Source organism: Burkholderia catarinensis, assembly GCF_001883705.2.
Classification (GTDB): Bacteria; Pseudomonadota; Gammaproteobacteria; order Burkholderiales; family Burkholderiaceae; genus Burkholderia; species Burkholderia catarinensis.
Genome location: NZ_MDEQ02000005.1, coordinates 370638 through 393947 on the forward strand (window position 1 = coordinate 370638; position 23310 = coordinate 393947).

Annotated in this window: 22 protein-coding genes and 2 pseudogenes; 6 read left to right on the forward strand and 18 right to left on the reverse strand. The window is 64.1% G+C overall.

The genetic code is table 11. From position 1 onward, the window contains the following. Positions 1-250 precede the first annotated feature (250 nt). Entirely contained in the window at positions 251-3175 is a 2925-nt protein-coding gene (locus BFF94_RS10805) for an ATP-binding protein (protein WP_504740286.1), read from the reverse strand. Positions 3176-3525: 350 nt separating this feature from the next. Here BFF94_RS10805 and BFF94_RS10810 point away from each other — a divergent pair, with 350 nt between their 5' ends. Next, positions 3526-4434, forward strand: a complete 909-nt coding sequence (locus tag BFF94_RS10810; protein ID WP_128843952.1) for a helix-turn-helix domain-containing protein — start codon at positions 3526-3528, stop codon at positions 4432-4434. A gap of 56 nt (positions 4435-4490) precedes the next feature. On the opposite strand, the gene BFF94_RS10815 is transcribed toward BFF94_RS10810, so the two are convergent. Next, entirely contained in the window at positions 4491-5123 is a 633-nt protein-coding gene (locus tag BFF94_RS10815) for a DsbA family oxidoreductase (protein WP_128843949.1), read from the reverse strand. 105 nt (positions 5124-5228) lie between these two features. Between BFF94_RS10815 and BFF94_RS10820 the strand changes: the two genes are divergently transcribed. Further along, the gene (locus BFF94_RS10820; protein WP_128843950.1) at positions 5229-6134 is read left to right on the forward strand and encodes a LysR family transcriptional regulator; all 906 of its coding nucleotides are present in this window, start codon (positions 5229-5231) and stop codon (positions 6132-6134) included. 24 nt (positions 6135-6158) lie between these two features. Here the strand turns inward: BFF94_RS10820 and BFF94_RS10825 are convergent, their stop codons facing one another. Genes BFF94_RS10825 through BFF94_RS10840 form a run of 4 tightly spaced genes read right to left on the reverse strand, consistent with a single transcriptional unit; the run spans position 6159 to position 9536 of the window. Then, positions 6159-7586: an alginate export family protein gene (locus tag BFF94_RS10825; protein WP_219139309.1), complete on the reverse strand. Its 1428-nt coding sequence runs from the start codon at positions 7584-7586 to the stop codon at positions 6159-6161. Positions 7587-7600: 14 nt separating this feature from the next. Beyond that, positions 7601-8536 carry a VOC family protein gene (locus BFF94_RS10830; RefSeq protein ID WP_128844179.1) on the reverse strand — a complete coding sequence of 312 codons (936 nt, stop codon included), beginning with the start codon at positions 8534-8536 and terminating at the stop codon, positions 7601-7603. A gap of 47 nt (positions 8537-8583) precedes the next feature. Further along, on the reverse strand, positions 8584-9318 hold the full coding sequence (locus BFF94_RS10835) for a YoaK family protein (protein ID WP_128844177.1): 735 nt from the start codon (positions 9316-9318) through the stop codon (positions 8584-8586). Further along, positions 9300-9536, reverse strand: a complete 237-nt coding sequence (locus BFF94_RS10840) for a DUF1427 family protein (protein ID WP_128844174.1) — start codon at positions 9534-9536, stop codon at positions 9300-9302. Before BFF94_RS10840 ends, BFF94_RS10835 begins: the two co-directional genes overlap by 19 nt. A 220-nt stretch (positions 9537-9756) precedes the next feature. On the opposite strand from BFF94_RS10840, the gene BFF94_RS10845 reads away from it, so the two are divergent. Then, entirely contained in the window at positions 9757-10476 is a 720-nt protein-coding gene (locus BFF94_RS10845; protein ID WP_128844172.1) for a TetR/AcrR family transcriptional regulator, read from the forward strand. A 40-nt stretch (positions 10477-10516) separates the two neighbouring features. Here the strand turns inward: BFF94_RS10845 and BFF94_RS10850 are convergent. Then, positions 10517-10927 (reverse strand): annotated as a pseudogene (locus BFF94_RS10850) (fumarylacetoacetate hydrolase family protein); the annotation flags it as partial. A gap of 151 nt (positions 10928-11078) precedes the next feature. Here BFF94_RS10850 and BFF94_RS10855 point away from each other — a divergent pair. The 3 genes from BFF94_RS10855 (at position 11079) to BFF94_RS10865 (ending at position 15095) form a co-directional block, all read left to right on the forward strand. After that, complete coding sequence (locus tag BFF94_RS10855; protein WP_128844169.1) at positions 11079-11954, forward strand: alpha/beta fold hydrolase; 876 nt, start codon at positions 11079-11081, stop codon at positions 11952-11954. Positions 11955-12047: 93 nt separating this feature from the next. Continuing rightward, positions 12048-13190, forward strand: coding sequence for an FAD binding domain-containing protein (locus BFF94_RS10860; protein WP_128844166.1), 1143 nt, complete (start codon positions 12048-12050; stop codon positions 13188-13190). A 396-nt stretch (positions 13191-13586) separates the two neighbouring features. Further along, on the forward strand, positions 13587-15095 hold the full coding sequence (locus BFF94_RS10865; RefSeq protein WP_219139310.1) for an AMP-binding protein: 1509 nt from the start codon (positions 13587-13589) through the stop codon (positions 15093-15095). A gap of 12 nt (positions 15096-15107) precedes the next feature. On the opposite strand, the gene BFF94_RS10870 is transcribed toward BFF94_RS10865, so the two are convergent. From BFF94_RS10870 to BFF94_RS10920, 11 genes and pseudogenes are all read right to left on the reverse strand, one after another. After that, the gene (locus BFF94_RS10870; RefSeq protein ID WP_128845875.1) at positions 15108-15815 is read right to left on the reverse strand and encodes a TetR/AcrR family transcriptional regulator; all 708 of its coding nucleotides are present in this window, start codon (positions 15813-15815) and stop codon (positions 15108-15110) included. Between the two features lie 181 nt (positions 15816-15996). Further along, a complete protein-coding gene (locus tag BFF94_RS10875) occupies positions 15997-16941 on the reverse strand; it encodes an NAD(P)H-dependent flavin oxidoreductase (protein WP_128845877.1) in 945 nt (314 codons plus the stop codon). 169 nt (positions 16942-17110) lie between these two features. Further along, positions 17111-17665 (reverse strand): BON domain-containing protein, encoded by a 555-nt coding sequence (locus BFF94_RS38425; protein ID WP_372454179.1) that lies wholly within the window; start codon positions 17663-17665, stop codon positions 17111-17113. 82 nt (positions 17666-17747) lie between these two features. Then, a complete protein-coding gene (locus BFF94_RS10885; RefSeq protein WP_128845883.1) occupies positions 17748-18722 on the reverse strand; it encodes a LysR family transcriptional regulator in 975 nt (324 codons plus the stop codon). A 51-nt stretch (positions 18723-18773) separates the two neighbouring features. Then, on the reverse strand, positions 18774-19022 hold the full coding sequence (locus tag BFF94_RS10890) for a DUF4148 domain-containing protein (RefSeq protein ID WP_128845885.1): 249 nt from the start codon (positions 19020-19022) through the stop codon (positions 18774-18776). Between the two features lie 76 nt (positions 19023-19098). Continuing rightward, positions 19099-19401, reverse strand: coding sequence for a putative quinol monooxygenase (locus BFF94_RS10895; RefSeq protein ID WP_128845889.1), 303 nt, complete (start codon positions 19399-19401; stop codon positions 19099-19101). Between the two features lie 54 nt (positions 19402-19455). Next, positions 19456-20292, reverse strand: a complete 837-nt coding sequence (locus tag BFF94_RS10900; protein WP_128845892.1) for an NADPH-dependent oxidoreductase — start codon at positions 20290-20292, stop codon at positions 19456-19458. 3 nt (positions 20293-20295) lie between these two features. After that, a complete protein-coding gene (locus tag BFF94_RS10905; RefSeq protein ID WP_128845894.1) occupies positions 20296-20979 on the reverse strand; it encodes a type 1 glutamine amidotransferase domain-containing protein in 684 nt (227 codons plus the stop codon). A 149-nt stretch (positions 20980-21128) separates the two neighbouring features. Beyond that, on the reverse strand, positions 21129-22286 hold the full coding sequence (locus BFF94_RS10910; RefSeq protein WP_219139314.1) for an iron-containing alcohol dehydrogenase: 1158 nt from the start codon (positions 22284-22286) through the stop codon (positions 21129-21131). Between the two features lie 551 nt (positions 22287-22837). Beyond that, the gene (locus BFF94_RS10915; RefSeq protein ID WP_128850020.1) at positions 22838-22984 is read right to left on the reverse strand and encodes a YciI family protein; all 147 of its coding nucleotides are present in this window, start codon (positions 22982-22984) and stop codon (positions 22838-22840) included. Beyond that, positions 22971-23182 (reverse strand): annotated as a pseudogene (locus BFF94_RS10920) (TIGR00366 family protein); the annotation flags it as partial. The gene BFF94_RS10915 and the pseudogene BFF94_RS10920, both read right to left, overlap by 14 nt. Between the last annotated feature and the right edge of the window lie 128 nt (positions 23183-23310).

Genomic DNA, 23310 nt, shown 5'->3' on the forward strand with positions numbered 1-23310 from the left:
TCACGCTCACGCTAGATACCGGACCGCGGCCGCGCAGCCGCAGGCGTCGGCATGCTGCTTCTTCCGGCCGAGGCCGCCGCGGGCAAAACGTGCTGCGTTGTCATCCGTCGACGATGAACCGACCATCAGACACTCCCTTGAGGATTGCACAACGACGAAGCTTGCCGATACCGTTTGACGGGGGGGCTTCGTCGCGAATGTTTCACTCGCATGCCGTTTCTCACGGATGCGCCCGACACACCTTGCGCCGCTACATCACCGTCTGCGCAGCATCCGCCGTCGCTTCGAAGCGCATGCGTTGCCGGTGCGACCTGGGTTCCTCGTGCGCACGGACGAAGTTTTGCAGACGCACCAGCCGGCGAATGTCGGACGCGCGTGAGCACAGATCGAAGCGCCCCGACAGGCCGGCCACCAACGACGCAGCCTGCCCGACCCCGCCGCGCTCGATCAGGTAGTCGGCAAGATCGGCGGTGGCGCGCAATTCCCACATCCCTGCCCCCTGCGCCTTCGCTGTATGGATCGCAGCGAGCAACTGGCGGCGTCCTTCCGCTTCGTAGGCAACCGCGAGATCCGCCGCGGCATTGCGCGCCTGCTCGAGCGCGGTCAGCCCTTTCACGCGAAGCAGCTCCGGTATGAACAGATGCTCGCCGCGCGACCGGCAGCGGGCCATCATGGCATCGAGCTTCGCGTTGGCTTCGGTCGCGCGCCCGGTGCGGACCAGTCCTTCCGCATACGCGCCGACCAGCGGCGCGAGCAGGTGCCGGAATCCGCTCGCCTCGATGTGCCGCAACGCGGGTTCCAGTCTCGCCAGCCCGGTACCGGGATGCCCGGCCTGAATGTCGAATTGCCCCGTCAGGCATTCCGCATGCCAGTGCCAGATGTCGAACCCGCTCGCGTCGGACGCCGATCGCAGCGTCGCGAGGTAGTCGGATATCACGTCGTGATCCCCGTAGTCCAACGCGATCGGCACGGCCGCCGCGCCGAGCACCACGCAAAGCGCAAGCCCTGACCGGTCGCTCCGCGCGGATTCGACTGCCTGCGCGGCGAGCCGCACCGCATGCTCGGGTTCGCCCTGCATCCACGCGAGCCGCGTGAGCGTCGTTTGTCCGAGCGTCGCCACGTCGATGCCGAGGGCGGATTCCGCGCGCCGCGGCTCGCCGGTATCGGCGAACGCCGCCATGGCGGTGTCGAGCCGCTCGCGCGCCTGGGCGTGCTCTCCGAAGTAGTGGAGCGAGGTCGCGACCATCGCGGTCGCGAGCCGGCGCTGCGATTGCACGCCGCTGCGTTCGGCCGCGCGCTCGAACCGCATCGCGTAACGCAGCGATTCGTGAACGTCGGACATCGCCAGCGCGGTGTGCCATTGCCCGGCCAGCGCGTGCGCGTCGAACCCGTCGTTACCGGCATCGCGCGCGAGCCCGAGCGCCCGGCTCCACATCGCGGCGGCAGCATGCACATCGCCCGCGGTATGCAGGAGCGCCGACGCATACGCGGCGCGCAAGTGCATTTCGTCGTCCGGGTCGACGCTCGACGACCCGGTGTCGATTTCGTCGAGGAGCCGTTTCGCCTGCGCCCCGCATTCGCTCATTCCCGACGGGTCGAGCAACTCGCGCGCGAACACCCTCGCGCACGGCACCTGCGTCGCGAGAGTCGCGGCGACCGGGAACCGGCTTGCATCGATCGCCGTCGACACCTGATTCGACAGCGGTTCGACCGCCCCGATGGCCGCCCTCGCAGTCGCCTGCTCTTGCTCGTAGCGCATGTGACGCGCGACGACGCGTTCGAACTCGCCCTCGTTGCGCAGCTTTTCCAGCGCATACGCACGGGTGGATTCGGACAACCTGTACCGCGCGTTCGCGTGGGAAAACTCGACGTTCAACAACGATTTCGCGACGAGTTCGCCCAGCCCGGCGATCAACTCGGCGATCGTCGTATCCGCCTCTATCGCGACCGCTCGTACGGCATCGAACGAGAATGCGGACGTGAAGCAACCCATCCGGCGAAACAGCGCGCGCGCCGCCGGATCCAGCAAGACGTAACTCCAGTCGAAGGTCGCCCGCAACGCCTGATGACGCGGCAGCGCGGATCGCAGCCCGCCCGTCAGCAGGTTCAGGCGATCGTCGAGGCGCGACGCGACGCCTTCGATGCCGAGCGTCGCGACCCGCGCAGCCGCGAGTTCGATCGCCAGCGGAAGGCCTTCGAGGCGCCGGCAAATGTCGCCGACGACACGGATTCTGCTTTCGTCAACCGCGCAATCGGGCGTCGCCGCATGGACCCGGCACAGGAACAGTTCGACCGCGGAGCATGCCGCGATCGCTTCACAGTCCGCGTCGCGTTCCGGCACGGTCAACGGATCGACGCGGAACACCGATTCCACCGAAATGTGGAGCGGCTCGCGGCTCGTCACGAGCACGCGCACCGTGTCGGTACGCGCAACGAGCGCTTCGACGAGGTTGGCGATCAGGTCGATGACATGTTCGGCATTGTCGAGCACGAGGAGGCACCGCGTTCCGGCGATGGCGCGGGCGATCTCGTCGATCGACGGCGCGTCGCCGATTTGCAGCGCCAGCGCGTCGGCCAGCGTGCCCAGCACGTCACCGCCTGTCGTTGCCTGAGCGAGTTCGACGACATGCGCCCGCTCCCCGGTCCGGCGCATCAGATCGTGGGCGATCCGGACAGCGAGCGTGGTCTTGCCGATCCCGCCGGCGCCGACGAGCGTGACAACCGGCGTCCGGTCGAGCATGTCGACGATCTCGCCGATTTCGGCCTCACGGCCGATCAGCGGCGGCACCTGCAAACGCTCTCCGCCGACCGCGGCCGGCGCATCCGCCGGCTCGCACATCCGAGCGCCGGCATGCATGCCGCAGACCAGCACGTAGCCCCGGCCCGGCACCGTCTTGATCAGGTTCCGATGCACGCCGAGCGCCTTGCGCAACGTGGCGATATGGACCTGGAGCCGGTTCTCCTCGACGATCAGCCCGGGCCAGACGGCATCCATGATGTCGTCCTTCGAGACGATGGAACCGCTCGCGCGATGCAGCACCTCGAGAATGTCGAATGCCCGTGCGCCGACGCGCAGCGACAGGCCATCGCGGCGAATATCCCGTTGCTCGAAGTCCACCGACAAACTACCGATCTGGATCATGGCTGCCTCCAGGTGCTCCTTGATGACTGCCATGTGAACGAAGTCGTTCGCCAGGCCTAAAACCGGCGTCCGGCCAAATGCCAGCCGGACTCGTAATCTCAAGATTCAGGCGGAGTGTAAACAGCGTATAAACGCGCGTCTTGAATGAAAATGCGCTCGACGTCGCGTCAAACACGCGACGCCGGAGGCCGTTCCGCATGATAAAAAACCCCTCTCGATCGACCGGGATCGCACCTGACAGGTGGATGCGGCGAACGGGCTGTCGGACCGGACGACGGCGCGATGTGTGGAAATTCATCCAAATTAATTTGGGACCGTCACTTGCCCCGTATAAAATTGCCGTAAATTTTTTGCGACTCAAGTGCTTTCCAGGACCTCGCGTCATGCCTCAATCACGCCTCGCTCCGCCCGCACCGCCGTCGAAAGATGCGCTCGGATGCGCGCCGAGCCTGCTCAGCAAGGATATCGAAAGGAATGCGGATGGTCTGACGCTCTTTCGCAAATGCATGCCCGATCCGCATTTCGAGCGTATCGTCATGCCCGCCTCCGACCGCGGCTTCCTGGTCGGTATTTCGCTGAACGGCGGCCACCATCGCACGATATTCCGCGGCGCCAGAAAGTCCGAACGGCAATTCCAGCAGGATTCGATCTACATCCGGGATTTCTCCGACGATTTCCGCGCCGATCTGTACGGAGAATTCGATTTCGTCCTCGTGGAATTGTCGCGGCAGTACCTCGATCGGCTCGGCGAGGAACACGATACAGCGCTCGGCGGCGGACTGATCTGCGGAATCGACCAGCGGGATCCGGTGCTCGGCCATCTCGCGCACGCGGTCGCCGGCAGCCTCGATGAGCCGGGCACGCTGACGACGCTGTTCGTCGAGCAGATGGGGCTGGCGATCGGCACGCATCTCGTGCAACGTTATGGCAACGCGCGCACGCGCGATCTGCCGGGAAAGGGCGTCCTGTCGCCGGCGAAGGCCGCGCGCGCCAAGGAACTCTTGATGGAAAAGGGCAACCTGGGCGTGTCGATCTCGGATGTGGCAAACGAATGTGACTTGTCGCGCGGCTATTTCATTCGCGCATTCTCGCGAACGACCGGGCGCACGCCGCACCAATGGCTGCTCGAACAACGCGTGGCTCAAGCGCGCGAGTTGATCATGTCCTCCGACCTGACGCTGGCAGAAATTGCCGATGCTTGCGGATTCGCGGACCAGAGCCATCTGAACCGCGTGTTCGTCAAGGTAGTCGGTCATCCACCCGGCGCGTGGCGCCGCGAAACATCCCGCTGATCGGTCCTTGCCGGTCGCGCTTGATCTCGTCCTTCGAGATGCCTCGGCCCGGCCGGTCATCCGTGCGCAGCGACAAGCGCTTCGCGAAACACCGATGCCGGCTGCGCGCCGCTGATGGCCACCGCACCGATCCGGGTCGCCGGCACCGACGCGACACCGCTGCGTACCGCGTCCGCCTCGAGTTCCAGCACGGCCTCAAGGCCCGCGTCCGACGCGAGGAACGCGCGAACGGCGTCGGCATCCAGGCCGGTGCCGGCCGCAACGTCGACGAGCACCTCCGCGTCGCCGAGATCGCGCCCGTCGTGGAAATACGCGGCGAACAGCGCATCGACGAGCGCGACCGCGCTGCCCCGCTGCTGCGCGAACCATACGAGCCGGTGCGCGAGCCGGGTGTTCGGCGTCCGCGCGATCCGCGCATGGTTGAACGTCAGGCCGGCGGCGCGACCGGCTTCCGCGACCTGCGCATCGAGCATCTGCGAACGTGCCCAACTGCCGAATTTCGCGCTTCGGTAGGCCTTGCGGTCCATCCCGGCAGCCGGCATGGCCGGATTCAGTTCGAAAGGAACGAAGCGGATGTTGACCGCATCGGCCCGATCCACTTCGGCAACAACCTCGGCCAGCCTGCGCTCGGCAATCCAGCACCACGGGCAGACGAGATCGTAGATCACCGTCACATCGAGCGTATTCATCGCAATCTCCTGTGCATTTCCGTATGACAAGATAGCGCCTGCGACCCGACGCTAGAATGCGAACGGCATGCAAAGCTCTATTGCGACTCGAACAAAGGCCACCCGATGGACAGATTTTCCACGCTGCGCGCATTCGTCGAAGTAGCGGAAGCCGGCGGCTTCTCGAGCGCGGGACGGCGTCTCGGTCTCGCGGCCTCGTCCGTGGTCCGTGCCGTCGATGCGCTCGAAGCGTCGCTCGGCACGGTCCTCCTGAACCGCACGACCCGGCAGGTGACGCTATCGGACGCAGGGTCCCTCTACTACGCACGCGCCAAGCGGCTGCTCGAGGATCTGGCCGAGGCCGACGCGCTCGTTTCGGATCGCGGCGACGAGCCGTCCGGGCCCCTGCGCGTGTCCGTCCCGGTCGTCTACGGCATTCGTCGCATCATGCCTCACGTATCGGCGTTCCTCGCGCGTTATCCGAAGCTCGACCTCGATCTGCAACTGACCGACGAGCGCGTCGACCTCGTGCAAGGCCGGATCGACGTCGCGATCCGGCTAGGCGAAGCGGCGCCGTCGGCCGACGTCGTCGCGAAGCCGCTCGCGACGTTCCGGCGCTACGTCGTCGCGAGTCACGACTATCTGGATGCGCACGGCACGCCGACGACGCCCGGCGAACTGGTCGATCACGCGTGCCTGCGTTTTCATTTCGGCAGCGATCAACAGGTGTGGACGTTCACCGATGCGCGCGACACGACGAAGGTGATCGTCACCGGGCGGCTGAAGTCGAACCACAGCGAGGTGCTGCGGGGCGCGGTGCTCGACGGCGCGGGCATTGCGTTGCTGCCCGACTGGCTCGTCGACGAGGACGTGCAGGCCGGCCGCCTGCGCAAACTGTTCGAGCAATACGACGTGACGCCCGATGCGGTGCGCTCCGTCGTCACCGCGCTGTACCTGCCGAACCAGCGCGGTTCGAAGCGCGTGACCGCGTTCATCGATTTCGTCACGTCGCTCGCGGCCCTGCCCGGCTGACAACGGGCCGCCCGCGCGGCGGCCTCACCAGCCCAACTTCGCTTCCACGCCGACATAGTCGGCATTGCGTGCACCGAGCGCGCGGATCGAACTGCCGAGCTGGAAATGCACGGCTTCGACCGCCAGCGCGAGATTCGCATTGACGAGCCAGTCGGCCCGCACCTGCGCATACATCCCCGTCCAGGCCGAGCCCTTTCCGGCCGTGCCGGGCACCGCCGCCATCCCTTGACCGTAGATCGCGTCGGCCGTCGTCGCGCGCCACTGGAAACCGACCGCGGTCATAAGCGTCACCGCAGGATCGGGCTTGAAGGTCAGCGACGGCTTCACGTGGATCAGGTTGCTGTACCCGGTATAGCCGGCCAGCGTGAAGTAGTAGCCGTTCGGGAACAGCGGATTGAACGTGCCCACGCGGCCATCGCCGGGATGCGAGTCGCCCGATGCACCGTCGACCTGGATGCCGATGCGCGGCGTGCCCGGCGTCGACGCGAACGTGTAGCCGCCGAGCGCCCCGAACGCCCAGGCATCGATCGTGCTCCGGCCGACGTGCCCGGTCTGGATCATCGTTTCCGCGTCCCAGTCGAACTGGTGCGATTTCCCCGCGTAACGCACGTCGAACACGTCGCGCCGCTCGGTCCCCGCCCCGTCGAGATAGCGTGCGTTGTCTCTCGTGTAGCGCGACCAGTAGGCCGACAGGTCGCCGGGGCCGACCCCGCTTCGCTCGATACGCGCGCCGTCGAATCGCAGGTGGCGGTTCGATACGTCGTCGAACGGCGCGTCGTTGCGATACTGCACCGGGCGCGTCACATAGCCGATCAGCCGCCACTTGCCGATCTCGTAGTTGGCCCACAATGCGTCGAACGCCTGGCGCACGTTCGGGCCATCCCGCACCGACACGAAACGCTGCAAGTCGAACGCCATCTCCTGCCGGCCGACGCGCGCCTTGAACGTGCCGCTGCCGATCTGGTCGACGTACGCGACGAACGCCTGCTCGACGTCGAGCGTATTGCGGTCCACCGTCGAAACGGCATTCTTGCCGAACGGCCGCGCATCCGCGAACTGGAAGAATGCCTGCCAATGCCCGCGGTAGCGCAGGTCCGCATGCACCTCGGTACGCTGGATCACGTAGTTGTCGTCGTGTGCAGGACCGAGACCGAACAGCGGTGCGTTGTTCAGCTCGAAGCGCTCGCGCAGGTTCGCGCCGAGCGACAGGTAGGTGGACGGGTCGCTGCCCAGCGGTATGTACTTCAGCGCATCGAGCGGCTTGCGCGCGACGCAGGGATCGGCGAGCACCGACCAGTCCTCCTGCCAGCGATTGAACAGCACGGTGGGCCGCTTAGCGGTGCACGCGGGGCTCGCGGCCGCGGCGGGCGCCGCGGCAGAGGCGCTGCCGCCGTTCAGCAGCAGGCCGCCCGCCATCACGGCGCCTGACAGTGTCTCCAGCCAGGATTTCATCCGCGGGCGCTCCGTTACTTCGCTGCTTCGTGGATTTCGGCGACATAGCCGCCCGGGAACTCCACCATCGCGCCGCGCCCGTCCAAGGTCGTGCCGGGCTCGGACAGCACCTTCGCGCCGGCGCTGCGCGCCTTCGCGAGCGTCGCATCGAGATCCGCGACCAGATACCCGGTCGTTTCATGACCGTACGGATACGGGAGGTGCCCGTCGGTGACGAACACGAGCATGTTGCCGAAGCCGGACTGGATCCGCACGCGGCGAATCTTGTCGCCCGGCCGGCCGATTTCGGCGCCGTCCGCATGACGGTTGTCGGAGACGACCGTCCCGCGCGAGAAGCGCACGAAGCGCTTGATGAAGTTGTCGGCCACGTACGGCGACACATAGACCCGATTGTCCGGTACCCGCTCGAGCGGCGCGTACGACGGCGCCTTCGTGTGCCAGTACAGCTGCATCGTGAGGCCACCCGGCCACTGGATCACCGCGTCCTTGCCGATCGGGTCGTCGAACGTGTCCACGACGACGTCGGCACCCGCGCCGCGGGCCGCGCGCACGGCCTGATTGATGTCGGTCACGAGATAGCCCGTCCGCTCGTTGCCGAACGGGTAAGGCACGGGCGTCTCGAACGCGAACACGGACAGCATGCCGACCGGCGTCTGCACGTATTGCGACGCCGTCTTGCTCGGCGTCGGCGTGACGGTGAAGACCGCGCGCGGCGATGCCTTGCCGCCGAACGTCGCGAGGAAGCTTTCCACGAACGCGTCGAGCTTGTCGCCCGGCACGTAGACGTGCGTCGTCGAATATTGCGGAGCGACCGACACGACCGGCATGCGCGCGCTGGTCTCGAGATGCGTGACGTCCGCCGCTGCCGGCGTCGCGACCGACACCGTACCCAGCACGGCCAGCGAGACCGCCGCGAGACGCAACGCGCGTTGCCATTTCATTGAAATCATAAAACCCTCCTTGTAATCGATGTGCGCAGCGGCACGCTGCGCGGTATTCAGTACGACACCGGTTCCGTCTCCGGCCTGCCGCTCCAGTAAGTCAGGAAGCACAGTGCCGCGAGCGGCGCCAGCAGCGCCCAGAAGGACGCCAGAACATAGCCGGCCGCGCCTGCCCCGGCGCCGAGTGCGAAGCCGACGACGGGCGGCAGCATGCGCCACAGCCGCGCGCGGGCAATCGCGCGCTCCGACGGCGCGGCAAACGGCGTGAGCCAGTCGAATGCGTCGATGACGGCTTGCGTGACGTTGCCCGTCATCACCGTGTTCGCGACGACCGAACGGGCCGTGAGCCGCCCGTGCGCGTTTTGAACGCCCATCGCGGCCGCGCCGAACAGCCCGCATGCGATCGTCAGCGGCGCATCGGCGTCGCCGATCGGCGACGATTGCACGCCCACCAGCATGAACGCGGCCAGCAGCACCGTCTGTAGCGCATACAGCGCGCGGGCGCGCACGCCATGCCCTAGCTGGCGCATGTGGTGATCGAGCAGGCGCGCGACGACAATGCCCGTGATGAATGCGGGAAAGGCGAGCCATTTGATTACGAGACCCTGCCCCACGCCTGCCAGGCCCGAACCGATCAAGATGAAGTTGCCGGTGACATGCGCGGTGAAGAGACCGAACAGCGCGACAAAACCGAGGGTGTCGACGTAGCCCGCGATCGTCGCGAGAAACGTGTCCTCGCCGCGCACGCGGTCCGCTATCGGCGCGGCCGCGCTTACTTGTCCTGGCTGCATGGGATGGCTTCGGTGCATTTCGCGTTGGCGGGCGCATCCTGCACCTGCACGACAGGCGGCCGCAGCTGTGCCTGGACAAACGGGATCGCGTGTTCGCCCAGCACGATGCCGAGCAGGCCTACAAGCGCGATCAGCGGCGGCGCGGGCGATTGCACCCGCACCAGCGAATACAGCAGGCCGACCGCGAGGCCGGCCGCCAATGAAATCAGATAGGGCATGGTCCGCTCCGTGTTCGTCGCCCGTGACGGCGGGCGGATTGCCTCGTGCCGTGCAGGGCTGACAGTTCGTGAGCAAGACTAGTGAAGGCCGATCTTAAAGTCATGGCCATTGACTGAAAACTTCTGAATTCGCCGGATGCTCGCGCCTCGCCGCCCCCGGCCGTCGCCTTGCTATTTTTCGATCGATAGGTTAAGAATGCCCGCAATCAGGAGTTCATGAATGAGCGAACGAAAGCGCAGCAAGCCGTCCCGCACGCCCGCGACGGACAGCCTCGGCGACGCCGTCACGCCCGGCCGCCGGCTCACGCCGGAGGCGCGTGAACGGCAGATCGTCGAGAAGGCGATCGAGCATTTTGCGACTCACGGCTTTTCCGGCAGCACGCGCGAGCTCGCACGGCAGATCGGCGTCACGCAGCCGCTGCTCTACCGGTATTTTCCGAGCAAGGAGGCACTGATCGACCGGGTCTACGACGAGATCTACACGTGGAACCCCGAATGGGAAAAGCTGATCGCCGACCGCACGCTTCCACTTCAGGAGCGGCTCGTCACGTTCTACCGCTCCTACGCGCAGACCATCCTGCGGCGCGAATGGATCCGTACGTTCATCTTTGCGGGACTCAGCCGCGAGGGCTTCAACACGCGCTATCTGTCGCGCCTCAGGGAACGCGTGTTCCTGCCCGTGCTGCGCGAACTCCGCCACACGTATGACATCGCCGCGCCGGCACCCGCCGCGCAGCGCGATGCCGAGATCGAGCTGATCTGGAGCCTGCATGCGAGCATCTTCTATCTCGGCGTCCGGAAATGGGTCTACGGCTTGCCCGTCCCCGAGGATCTCGACGCAGAAATCGCCCGCCAGATCGATGCGTTCCTGCACGGCACGCCCGCGGCGCTGAAGCAGCTCGCGGCCGACGCGTCCGGCAGGCGCCGCAAGCGCGTCTAGGCCCCTGCGCGACGTCGGCTACAGCGCAGCGGCCATCCTGTCAGACCGCCTTCGCGACCGGATTGCGCAGCACGCCGAGCCCTTCGATCTCGACTTCGCAAACATCGCCCGGCTTCATCCAGAGCTGGGGCTCGCGCGCCATGCCGACGCCGGCCGGCGTGCCCGTGACGATCACGTCGCCAGCCTGCAGCGTCATCACCTCGCTCAGCAGCACGATCAGCGTCTCGACGTCGAAGATCATGTCCGACGTCGACGCCTCCTGTACGACCTTGCCGTTCAGCCGTGTCTGGATGCATCGCCCGTTGCAGCCCTGGGGCAATTCGTCGGCCGTGACGAACCAGGGCCCGAATGCGCCCGTTCCGTCGAAGTTCTTGCCCATCGTCCATTGCGGCGTGCGGAACTGGTAATCGCGCAGCGTCGCATCGTTGAACAGCGCGTAGCCCGCCACGTGAAACCGGTCACGCCTGCCGGAACGCGTCTTCCGGGCAGGCGATTCAGAACAATTCATGCGACCGCCCAGGTTGCTTCGCCTATGCTCTAACAGCACTCCCACGCCCTTCGCCCCGATGGCGCGTCGTCCGAACCGAAACGGGAACCGACACATGTCCGCCACTACGCCTTCGATCGTTCACCACACCGTCACCGCGAACGGAATACGACAGCATTTCATCGACGCGGGCAGCGGGCCCGTCGTGGTCCTGCTGCACGGCTTCCCGGAAACCAGCTTCGCATGGCGCTTCCAGATCCCCGTCCTGGCACAACGCTACCGCGTGATCGTGCCCGACCTGCGCGGCTACGGTGAAACCGACAAGCCGGCCGCCGGCTACGACAAACGCAACATGGCGCGCGACCTGGTCGCATTGCTCGACACGCTCGGCATCGGCCGCATCGCACTGGTCGGGCACGACCGCGGCGCCCGCGTCGCGACGCGCTTCGCGAAGGACTTCCCCGAGCGCCTCGAGCGCCTCGTCGTGATGGACAACGTGCCGACCCGCGTCGTCGCGCAGAACATGACGGCCCAGACCGCGCGCGCGTACTGGTTCTTCCTGTTCCATCAGGTCGCGGACCTGCCCGAAGCACTGATCGCGGGCAAGGAAGCCGAGTGGCTCGGCCACTTCTTCTCCGACTGGTGCTATAACCCGCACGCCATTTCCGGCGAGGCGTTCGACACGTATGTCCGGGCCTATCGTCGTCCCGGCGCCGTACGCGGCGCGCTCGCCGATTACCGCGCGAATGCGGAAGACGTCAAACAGGATCTCGTCGACGCCGATGTGAAGATCGCATGCCCGACCATGGCGATCTGGGGCGAGGATTTCTACGCAGTCGGCAAGATGTTCGACATGAAATCCGTCTGGGAAAGCATGGCGACGGATCTTCGGGCCGAGCCCATCGCGCAATGCGGCCACCTTCCGCAGGAAGAACAGCCGGAACGCGTCAACGCGCTGCTGCTCGATTTCCTGAAGAGTTGGGAAGGTTGAGTCCGCAGCGCACCGGCGTCGCGCGCGGCAGGAAATCGAACGCTGCGGTACACGCGATCCGCTGGCCAACAGGAGCACAAACAGGAGCACATCATGAATGACGTATCGAGACCGCGAGCGGTCGTGATCGGCGGATCGGTAGGTGGCCTCTTCACGGCGACCGCGCTGCGCGCGGCGGGATGGCGCGTCAGCGTGTTCGAACAGTCGCCAAGCGAGCTCGACAGCCGCGGCGGTGGCATCGTCCTGCAGCCGCCGATCGTCCGCGCGTTCGCCTTCGGCGGCGTGCCGGTGCCGAGCGATACCGGCGTCGATTCGGTCGACCGGATCTATCTCGACGAAGGCGACCGGATCGTGCAGCGCCTGCACATGCCGCAAACCCAGACTGCGTGGAATGTGATCTACACCGCGCTGAAGCGCGCACTGCCAGCGGACGTCGTCCACGGAGGCGAGACGTTCGAGCGACTCGATTCCGATGGCGCGCGCGTGACCGCGCATTTCGCGAGCGGTCGGGTGGAACACGCGGATCTGCTCGTCGGTGCGGATGGCGGGCGCTCTCGCGTGCGCGCGCAACTACTGCCCGATACGCATCCCGCCTATGCGGGTTACGTCGCGTGGCGCGGGCTCGTCGACGAGCAGGACCTGCCCGATCAGGTGCTGCGCGTGCTGCGCAACCGCTTTACGTTTCAGCAGGGCGACGCGCATCTTTTCCTGACCTACCTGGTACCCGGCCGCGACGGCACCGTGGAACCCGGAAAGCGGCGCGTGAACTGGGTATGGTATCGGCGTCTCTCGCACGACAAGCTGCCTGCGCTGTTTCTTTCCCGGGACGGCACGCAGCGCGACGGATCGCTGCCGCCCGGTGCAATGCGCGACGACCATCGGCTGGAACTCGTCGACGCGGGCCGCAACCTGCTCGCGCCGACGCTCGCCGCGCTCGTCAACGCGACGCACACGCCGTTCGTGCAAACCATTCAGGATCTTGCCGTCAAGCAGATGGTGTTCGGCCGCACGGTGCTGCTTGGCGATGCGGCTTGCCTCGTCCGCCCGCATACCGCCGCCGGCGTAGCGAAAGCGGCGGACAACGCGGTTGGGCTCGCCGAAGCGATGCAGGCCATCACGCGCGGCACGGCATTCGACGCCGCACTGTCGCGTTGGGAAAGCGATCAGCAGAAGATCAATGCGTCGCTGTCGGCGCTCGGTATTTCACTGGGTACGCGCATCATGGGATCTGAGTAACCACATTGGCAATGCCTTGGGCACGCGCTTCGCACCAGCGCCGCGCGCGCGATCTGCGATCTGAAACAGGGCTTTTATAACCAGGCGCATAGCCGCTCGGTGCAATGCTTAGCACCTCGTACATTGTCCGAACAGGGTGGCCCTTACTATGCGTCTCGATGAATTCGTACGCGAGCGTGGCCTTCGAATTTCGTGATGGCGTGGCCGCTTCCACCTCCGGGCCGACCTTCCTACCAGTTGGCTAGACTGCCCGCGAAACCCTCGGAACTCCAACTTGCGCCCTTCATTCCCACCTGCTAGACTCAAAACTATTCGCCGATTAGTTTGACGCACAACCCCCAAAAAAATAAGCGTCACGGCTCCCGCGCAACACTGAATTGCGCATCAGGAGACATCATGATTCCGACGTTATGGTTTAACGGTCGACAGTATTCGACGGAGTGGATGAGCAGTGAAATCGCGCGCATTCTCGCAGGATTGAATAGCCTGCAATGCAGCGAAGGAGACACGGTGGCTGCCATGATGCGAAACAGCCCGCAATACGTCGCCCTTATCCTGGCCTGTCGTGAGGCGGGCCTCTATCTCGCATCGATCAACTGGCACTTCAAGTCCCTCGAGGCCAACTACATCCTCACGGACAGCGGAGCCCGCGCGTTGTTTGTCGATGCCGATCTGCTCGACCAGATCCGCGACGGGATTCCCGAGGACATCGAGGTAGTCACGGTGGCGCGCGACGAGGTCACTCCGGTTGACGCGCACGCGCGCGACTGGGCTGGCTTCGGCGTCGGCCTGCCGCCCATGCCTCCCCGAGTTGGCACGCCGCACGGCGCCATTACCTATACCTCCGGCACCACGGGCAAACCCAAGGGCGTGCGCCGTATTCCCTGGCCGGCTGACGAGCAGGCGGACAAACAAGAGCACCTGCAACGCGTGGTGGACATCGTCTACGGCACGGGTACCGATCTCACTGCCTATCTCTCTGCGCCGATCTATCACAGCGCGGCGATGGCCTATCTCGCGCACTTCTGCCAGCTTGGGGCTACGCTGATACTCGAGCCGCGTTTCGACGCGTTGCGTGCGCTCGAGCTGCTCGCGCAGCATCGCGCCACCCATGCGTATCTCGTGCCCACCATGTACCAGCGGCTGCTCGCGGTAGATCCCGCAATACGCAAGCAGTACGATTTATCTTCGTTGCACCAGGTTGCCTCCACGGGCTCGCCATGTCCCGCGCCACTCAAGCGCGCCATGATCGAGTGGCTTGGGCCCATCATCACCGAAGCCTATGGATCAAGCGAGGCGGGTTATACGACCTTCATCGATTCCGCCACCTGGCTACACCATCCTGGCTCGGCCGGCAATCCGCTGCCGCATGCCGAGGTTCGCATTCTGGATGAAGCCGGGAAGACGCTGCCGCCGCATGAAGTCGGCCTGATCTACGTGCGCCAGTACGCGTTGCCCGACTTTACGTACATCAACCGCCCCGATGCGCGCGTCGCCATGGAACGCGAGGGCCTCATTACGCTGGGAGACGTCGGGTACATCGACGAAGACGGTTTTCTCCACATCTGCGACCGCAAGGCGGATATGGTTATTTCGGGCGGCGTCAACATCTACCCGGCCGAAATCGAATCGGTACTTCTGACGATGCCGGGTATCGAGGACTGCGCCGTATTCGGCATTCCCGACATGGAATTTGGGGAAAGTCTGGCCGCAGCCGTCCAGCCGCGGGCGGGCCATGCGATCGAAGCAGCGGCGGTTCAGGCATTCCTGCGCGAGCGCATTGCCAACTACAAGGTACCAAGCCTCATCGAAATCCACGCATCCCTGCCGCGAGAGGACAGCGGCAAGATATTCAAACGGCGGCTGCGTGAACCACACTGGCAAGGCCAGGATCGCGCTATCTGACACGCATCGCGCTTAGCGCACGTCCGCCGCACCCTGCAGGGCAGCAAGACAAAACCGGACGACGCAATCGGCAAGCTTCTGCGCGGTAGCATGCCGGGTGGCCGAAAGCATCACCCGCTGTCGGTCCAGCGTCAGCACCGCGAGCCCGTGCGTGGCCGACCAGACCGCGAACGCGAGTTCCTCTTCGCGCAGCGCCGCCGCATTGGCACCTTGCAGACAAGGAACAATGGCGCTGCGCAGCATCTGGAACGAAGCCAGGCCCGCTTCCACGAGTTCGGGATACTGCTCCCGGTTCTGGATTTCCGGACCGAACATGAGATGGAAACGCGCGGGATGAGCCTGGGCAAACTCGACATAGGCCAGCATGACGGCACGCAGCCGCGCGGGCGCATCGTCCAGCCCGATCTTTTCGAGACGCCCGCGACGGAACGCCACGAGATCACGAAACGCCTGGGCGGCAATAGCAGCAAGCAGCCCATTCCGGTCCTGAAAATGATGCGCCGGCGCCCCTGGTGAAACCCCAGCGAGCTTGGCGGCCGCGCGCATACTCATTCCAGCAATCCCCTCACTATCAAGGAGATGTGTACCCCACGCAATCAGCGATGCACGCAGGTCGCCATGGTGCCATTGTCCCTCGGGCTTGATGGCCCCTCCCTTCGTCGCCCTGAACTTGCGACTGTTCGGGTCACGCCGGATTTTCTTGGTTGGTAGCTCGCTCATGGCCAAGAAGTGTAGCAGGTTGTCAGCTCGCGGCGGCGCGCTCTCGGCAGCGCGGAAGCGCCTGCGCTCCAGGCATCTGCATACCCAGGACCGATCAGAAACCGAAGGAGTCAACAGGCCGCGTCACTCTTCCGGGCACCGAGTGGCTCGGGCTGTTTGGCTCGACCGATGCGCGACGCCTTCAAGACGACCCGCGACGGCGTGCAAGGCGATCGATCGTCTCGTGAAATTGCGCGACAGTCTCGTCGATGATCTGGTGGACCGGCAGAACTGCGTCTATCCGCCCGCATACCTGCCCCGTCAGCGGCACGGCTGCCTCCATATCCCCACCGAAATACAGCTCCTGGACACCGGCAAATTCGGCCATGATATTGCCCGGCAGCGTCTGCTCGATACGCGAAGTGCGTGCCGTTCGCAGCGCACGCAACGCCGGTCCATTTCCCCCACGATTAAGGAGGATCGTGTCCGTCTCCTGTGCGCTCACAATCGCACGCTTCCAGTTCTCGTGCACCGGTGACTCCTTCGAGCACAGCATGCGCGTGCCCATCTGGATGCCCTCGGCACCCAACGCGAACGCTGCGGCCATGCTTGCTCCGTCACAAAAACCGCCAGCAGCGATGACCGGCACAGAAACCCTTGAGCACACCAACGGCAGGAGCACGATTGACGCGACGTCACGCTGATTCTTGAATCCGCCCCCTTCCCCACCCTCGACGATCAGGCCGTCGACTCCAGCGGCAACCGCCTTGAGAGCGGCAGCGAGAGTAGGGACCACATGGAAAACAATCAGCCCGGCTGCCTTAAGTTCCGCGCAATAGCGGGACGGATCTCCCGCCGAAGTCGTCACGAACCTGATGCCCTGATCGACGACGAACTGCACAATGCCCGGATCGCGGACATAGGTCAGGGCGATATTGACCCCAAACGGCTTGTCAGTCAGTTGGCGCATCCTGCGGATCTCGTCGCGGATAGCATCAAGATCGCCCGACGACGTCTCGATGATGCCCATCGCGCCTGCGTTCGAAACTGCAGCGGCGAGTTGCGCCCTCGCGATCCAGCCCATCGGCGCCTGGACAATGGGATGCACCACGCCTAGCATGGCTGTCACACGGTTGACAATTGTCATTCGCTAGCTTCCCTCGATACGGGACATCAAACAGCCCCCATCTTTGACGCGTCCAGGCATGACGTCTGCTATTGGCACAATCGTTACACCCCCTGTTTGGGGCATGCGCGCATTCGTCTCTATCTGGCATCCCGTCTCGGTCAGTGGCCACCCTCTGGAATCCGATAGCTCAAGTCGTCCTCCATCGAAACGCACCAGGCGCAGACGATGCAGCCCTGTCGACGAGAGGAATCTGTGTCGTCTCCGGCACCGGCCCTTCGAGCGATACATGCCCCTGCCGGACAACGACGAAGACATTCGAGGTCGTGAGCAGGGCCTCCTTTACCAGAGCGCTCCGCACTTCTTGTGCGATTACGTGATCCGACTGCCGGTCGCCGCTAGCTGCTGGCGACTTCGCCGTAGGTGCATGCTCCGTTCCTGGCGGAGAATCTTTAAGACATACGAGCCCGCCTCCCCCCAAACCCTTCTCTCTTCGGTACATGCGAGTACTCACCGTCAAACTATTCATCGAATAGTTTGACTCGCTTTCCTGTGCAACGCAAGCATATCCCGGATATCCGCAAGTTTCCTGCGACGCATCCACAAGATAAAGGAAGCAACACAGGAGCGCACTGAGCACACCGACTGCATACGCAGCGTAGATCATCGAAACGACGGTCGACGTCAGTCCATCGTAATGCTGATAGTGTCCGTAGATCGCAGTCGGCAGCGTCGTCCCGCTCATGTCGATCGCAAACGCGACGACCAATGCCACGAAAGAAGTGACCTGACGCCGTTCCCATCAAGTTGTTTTCATCGCGTTTCCGTCAATCGTTGACGCGCACCTTTTCGGCTGGCTTGATCGGAAAATCTCGCGTCAGCGCGTCTAGCATCGCTTGATCACGCGCAATGACCACCGGCAAATATTTTCGAAGAAAGTCGACCCACGTCCGGGTCCTTGCATCGACGAACTTTCGCGATGGGTACAGCGCGTAGATGTCCTTCTTCTGCAAGAGATAATTGGGTAGGACGCGAAACAGCGAGCCGTCGCTCAATCCATCGACCGCGGCATAAACCGGCAACATCCCGATACCCATCCCTTCCCGGATTGCGACTGCCAGCGACTCCGCGATATTGACCTGAACCGGTCCATTGATTGTTCTCCGCTCTGCTCCATTCGGCCCTTCGAGCAGCCACTCGTGTGCCGCAAAGGTTGGGGAATCGAGGATCAGGCATTCATGCTTGTCCAGATCCTCAGGGCGTTCCGGCATGCCGTGTTCCGCCACGTATTCCGGCGACGCGCACAAGACGTTGTAAGTCGATCCCAGCCGATAGGCCAGGATATCCGAATCAGGCAACGCGGAAACCGCGACCACGGCGACATCGCTCGACCCGTCAAACAGATCGGGAATCTGCTGCGATAACGTCAGTTCGACTGCCACATCGGAATACAGCTTCCGATACCGCGAGATCGCGGGCAAGATGTAGTGCTGCCCGATGCTGGCGAAACTCTGCATCTTCAACACGCCTTTTGGCGATTCGTGAGCTTCGCTCACGTCTTCTTCGGCGCACGCGATGTCGACAAGAATCTGCTGGCAGCGTTGCAGATAGCGTTCCCCTGCCGTCGTCAGGGCAAGTCGGCGAGTCGAGCGGTTCATCAGACGGGCTCTGAGATGCTCCTCGAGATCCGAGACAGCGCGGGATACCGCGCTCGTCGTCATATTGAGCGACTGCGCCGCGGCCGTGAAGCTGCCGGCTTCCACGACCCGGACAAACGCCCTCATGTTTTGTAGCGTATCCATTGATATTTCCACATGCTGGCCAGATTCCAGGCACGGCCACTGCATTCACATCTATCGGGTCGATTTGCCATCAGTGTCGTTGCACGCAGCTTCGCGCCGCCGCATCGCCGCGATATCGGCCTGATTCGACGGCGGTGACGGATAGGTCGCCTTCATATCCTGCGGTAGTCGGCCGTCGAGGAAGGCCCGATACAGATCTGCCCTAACCTGCTGCCTCGTCAAGGCACCGTTCGTTTCCGCGATAGCTGGCGCTATCCCGCAAGACAAAACCCCGACAATCAATAGCATCTTGGCGCTCATTACCTTGCCTCATTGAAACGCCACGGTGAGCCGCATCGAAGACCTGCACACCGTGGCGCTTGGTTGCCGTGCCGATCTACGCCGTCGCCACGTCGACCGCCGTCAGCACCTTCACCACCGGCGGCTCCGCCAACCAGTCGGCCGCTTTCGCGCGGTATGCGGTGTAATGCTCGCTCGCTCGATGCGCTGCGATGGCGGCCTCGTCGCGATAGATTTCGAACAGGTGAAATCCCGGCTTGCCGTCGGTCTGCCGAAACAGGTCGTAGCGGAGATTGCCCGGTTCGGCACGCGTCGCCGCCACCATCCGCTGCAGTTCCGCCTCGACGGCCGCCGCATGCTCGGGCTTCGGCATCAGGCTCGCGAATACGTAAATGCTCATCGATACACCTCGATTCAATCAGTCAATGGATCGTAAATGCGGGTCATCCGGCATTCACAACAGCTTGAACGCCAGCGCCGACAACGCGTCGCGCAAACGATCGCGACCGCTCAGCGATTCAGGGCCTCGAACCCGCTCGACCGCTGCGTCGGTCCAGGTTCCGCCGGCATTGCCGCGTTCGTTCAGGTAATCGGAAACGCGCCGATCATAGACGCCGATCGAATCGTGCTCGGCCGCAACATCGTATTGCTCGCGGTGCAGCACGACCGCCTGCGGGAGACGCGGCTTGATGGCCGGCAGTCGATCGGGATCGGGATAACCGACGCACATGCCGAACAGCACCATGCTCGATTCGGGCAGGCCGAGTTCCTGAGCAACTGCTTCGGGGCGGTTACGCATCCCGCCGATATAGACCAGCCCCAGGCCAAACGACTCGAACGCGACAGCCGCGTTCTGGGCCGCGAGCGTCGTATCGACGGCGCCGACGACAAAGCTCTCGAGATAATCGAGCCCGTCGGTGCGCTTGCGCTTCGATTCTCCCGCGCGTCTGAGCCGCGACAGATCCAGCACCCACGCCAGAAACAGCGGCGCCTCCTCGACATGTCGCTGCTTTCCCGCGAGCGCAGCCAATCGCGCTTTCCGCTCGGGATCGGTCACCGCAACGACGCTCCACGCCTGCAGATTCGACGAAGTCGACGCGGACTGCGCGGCCGCGATCGCCGCGACGAGCACATCGTCGGGCACCCCTCGTTGAAGATACGAACGCACCGAGCGATGGTCGAGCAGGTTGCGCACGACTTCGTTGGTGGCAACTGGTGCATGCGGTATCTGTTCGTCCCGGTAGCGCGCCGCCCAGAGCGCTTGAAGCGCGCTTTCTTTATCCACTGCCATCGTTCAGCCCCGCTTCAGTTGTTCGAGCAGCGCGTGCGCGACACGCTCCGACGACGCCGGGTTCTGCCCCGTGATCAGCGGACCGTCGACGACCGCATAGGGTTGCCAGTCACCGGCCTTCGTATAGATGCCGCCGTTCGCCTTGAGCATTTCCTCGACGAGGAACGGCACCACGTCGGTCAAGCCGACCGCCTCTTCCTCGGTATTGGCAAAACCCGTGACCGACTTGCCCTGCACGAGCGGCTTGCCGTCCGGCGCCTTCGCATGGCGCAGCACGCCTGGCGCATGGCAAACCGCCGCCACCGGCTTGCCGGTCGCGATGGCGCGCTCGATCAGCGCGATCGAGTTCGCGTCCTCGGCGAGATCCCACAGCGGGCCATGCCCGCCCGGATAGAACACGGCATCGAATGTGTCGATCGAGACATCGGACAGCTTGAGCGTCGTCGCCAGTGCCGCGCGCGCGGCCGCATCCGCTTCGAAGCGGCGGGTCGCGTCGGTCTGGAACGCCGCATCGTTGCTTTTCGGGTCAAGCGGCGGCTGGCCGCCCTTGACGGATGCCAGCGTGATATCGACCCCGGCGTCCTTGAGCACGTAGTACGGCGCAGCAAACTCTTCCAGCCAGAATCCAGTCTTCTCCCCCGTACTACCCAGCGTGTCGTGCGAAGTCAAAACGATAAGAACTTTCATGATCGGTTTCCGTTGAGTTGATTCAATCGTGTCCGTCGGGGCTCCCAGGCGGTGACGCACCGGCCAAGCCGCCGGCGAACGCGATCCCGTGGTCGTCTGCCCCGGACTGACCGCATACATGCCATCCGTCCGGGACGCTTCCGCTTCAATTACAGCGCCCCTTCCAGCACGCGCCGGCTCACATCGAGCGTGACGTCCCTCTGCTCGCCGAGCTGCGTCATCCCGTGTTCATCCAGCTGCGCGACGAGCTGGTCGATCGCATCCGCACCCACCCCGTAATCGGCAAGGCGCGTTTTCACGTCGAGGCTCTCGAAGAATGCACGGGTGCGAGCGATCGCCTCGTCGATGCGCGCATCGTCCGAGCCGGAGGTGATATTCCACACACGCGTCGCGTACTGGAGAAGCTTCGCCCGCTTGCTGTCGCGCCGCACCTGCAGCATGGAGGGCAATACGACCGCGAGCGTGCGCGCATGATCGATGTCGTAGCGGGCCGTCAGCTCGTGGCCGACCATGTGCGTTGCCCAGTCCTGCGGTACGCCGGCACCGATCAAGCCATTCAACGCGAGCGTCGCGACCCACATCAGATTCGCGCGCACCGCATAGTCGTGAGGCTCGGCAAGCGCCTTCGGGCCGATCTCGATCAGCGTCTGCAGCAGACCTTCCGCAAAGCGGTCCTGCGCAAGCCCGTCGGCCGGATAGGTCAGGTATTGCTCGACGACATGCGTAAACGCGTCGACGACGCCGTTTGCGATCTGCCGCGGCGGCAGCGTGTAGGTCTTCGTCGGGTCGAGGATCGAGAATGCCGGGAATACATGCTCGCTACGGAACGCGAGCTTCGCGTGCGTCGCGCGACGCGTCACGACGCCGCCGTTGTTCATTTCGGAGCCGGTCGCGGGAAGCGTGAGGACGCTGCCGAACGGCAACGCGGCATGCACGTTCGCGCCGTGCCTTTCCATGATGCTCCAGGGCTCGCCCTCGAACAGCGCGGCGGCCGCGACGAACTTCGTGCCGTCGATCACCGAGCCGCCTCCCACTGCGAGCAAGAAATCGATCCGGCTCGCGCTTACCTGCGCGACCGCTTTCATCAGCGTCTCATACGCCGGATTCGGCTCGATACCGCCGAACTCCTGGACCTCACGTGCGCCGAGCGCGGCCCTGACCTCGTCGAGCGTTCCATTTTTCCGGGCGCTCTCGCCGCCGTAGAGCACGAGGACCCGGGCATCGCGCGGGATCAGGTCATTCAGGCGAGACACGCTGCCTTCGCCGAAAACAATGCGGGTCGGGTTGTAGTAACTGAAATTCTGCATTGTCGCTCCCGAAAGAATAGACCAGTCGTCTAGAAACGTGTCCAAAAAAAATGCGTGAGTCCACACATTCATCGACGCTCAATCACGGACCGCTTTCTCACTTGATTGCATCCCCGTTCGTACGACATGACAGTCATATCTCCCTAACGATTTCTATCGCCAGCACCGAGTTTATGGAGCAAATGCTACACCCATATTAGACCGGTCGTCTAGACGCCCTCAAAAAATTTCTCGACTACCGTCTGCACGTTCCGGAAAAGCAGGGTGACGTGCACGTCGATCCCGCCCGCGTCCCACCTTCCCTCACCCGGCCGCCGCATTCGCACCGGGCGGCACGACTTCGATGAATTTTCATGGCAACAACGTTCAACTTGTTCCGTAGATTACCAAGTGGTCCTTTTTTGCAAGATACCAGGGAGATGACGTATCGGCACCCCGATTTCGCAAGGTCAGCGGTTCTCACCCAGGGGAAGCGGCGCTGGAAGCTGTCACTGCCAGATTCCGCACGATTCGGACGATTACCCCTGGAAGCGTCTATGCTCCCGTGACGCCTACAGGTAGCAGTTCCCGTCGACGTAGGCCTTGCGCCAGCGAACGATCTTCACTCTCTCGAACAGCCCGACCAGCGTGAACGGATCCTGCGCGATGAAGCGCTCGGCTTCCTCGCGCGTCTCGACGTCGACGATAACCCATTGCAAGAATTACCGCCATTTGCGTGGTAAACGCGAGCAGCGCCCAGAAGCCTTGCCCCAACTCGTGGTGAGTGCCGTGACCACCTGGCCTTGCACGATCACGGCAAGGGCCATCGTAAACAGCGTGAGGCCGATCGCGAAGACGAACGGATCGGGCAAATACCGGCGCATTAGCTCGGTAAAGAAAGCGGTGACTTTCTGCATGGGTGGGTCTCCTTCCACATCGTAATAGTTGTCGGGTCTCGCTTGGTCTCATCTCGCACGCTTGGGGCGCTTATGGGTCGCCGCGGGCGGTGGTCTTGCGAAGGCGGGCGAGTTGCATGAGCCGCCGG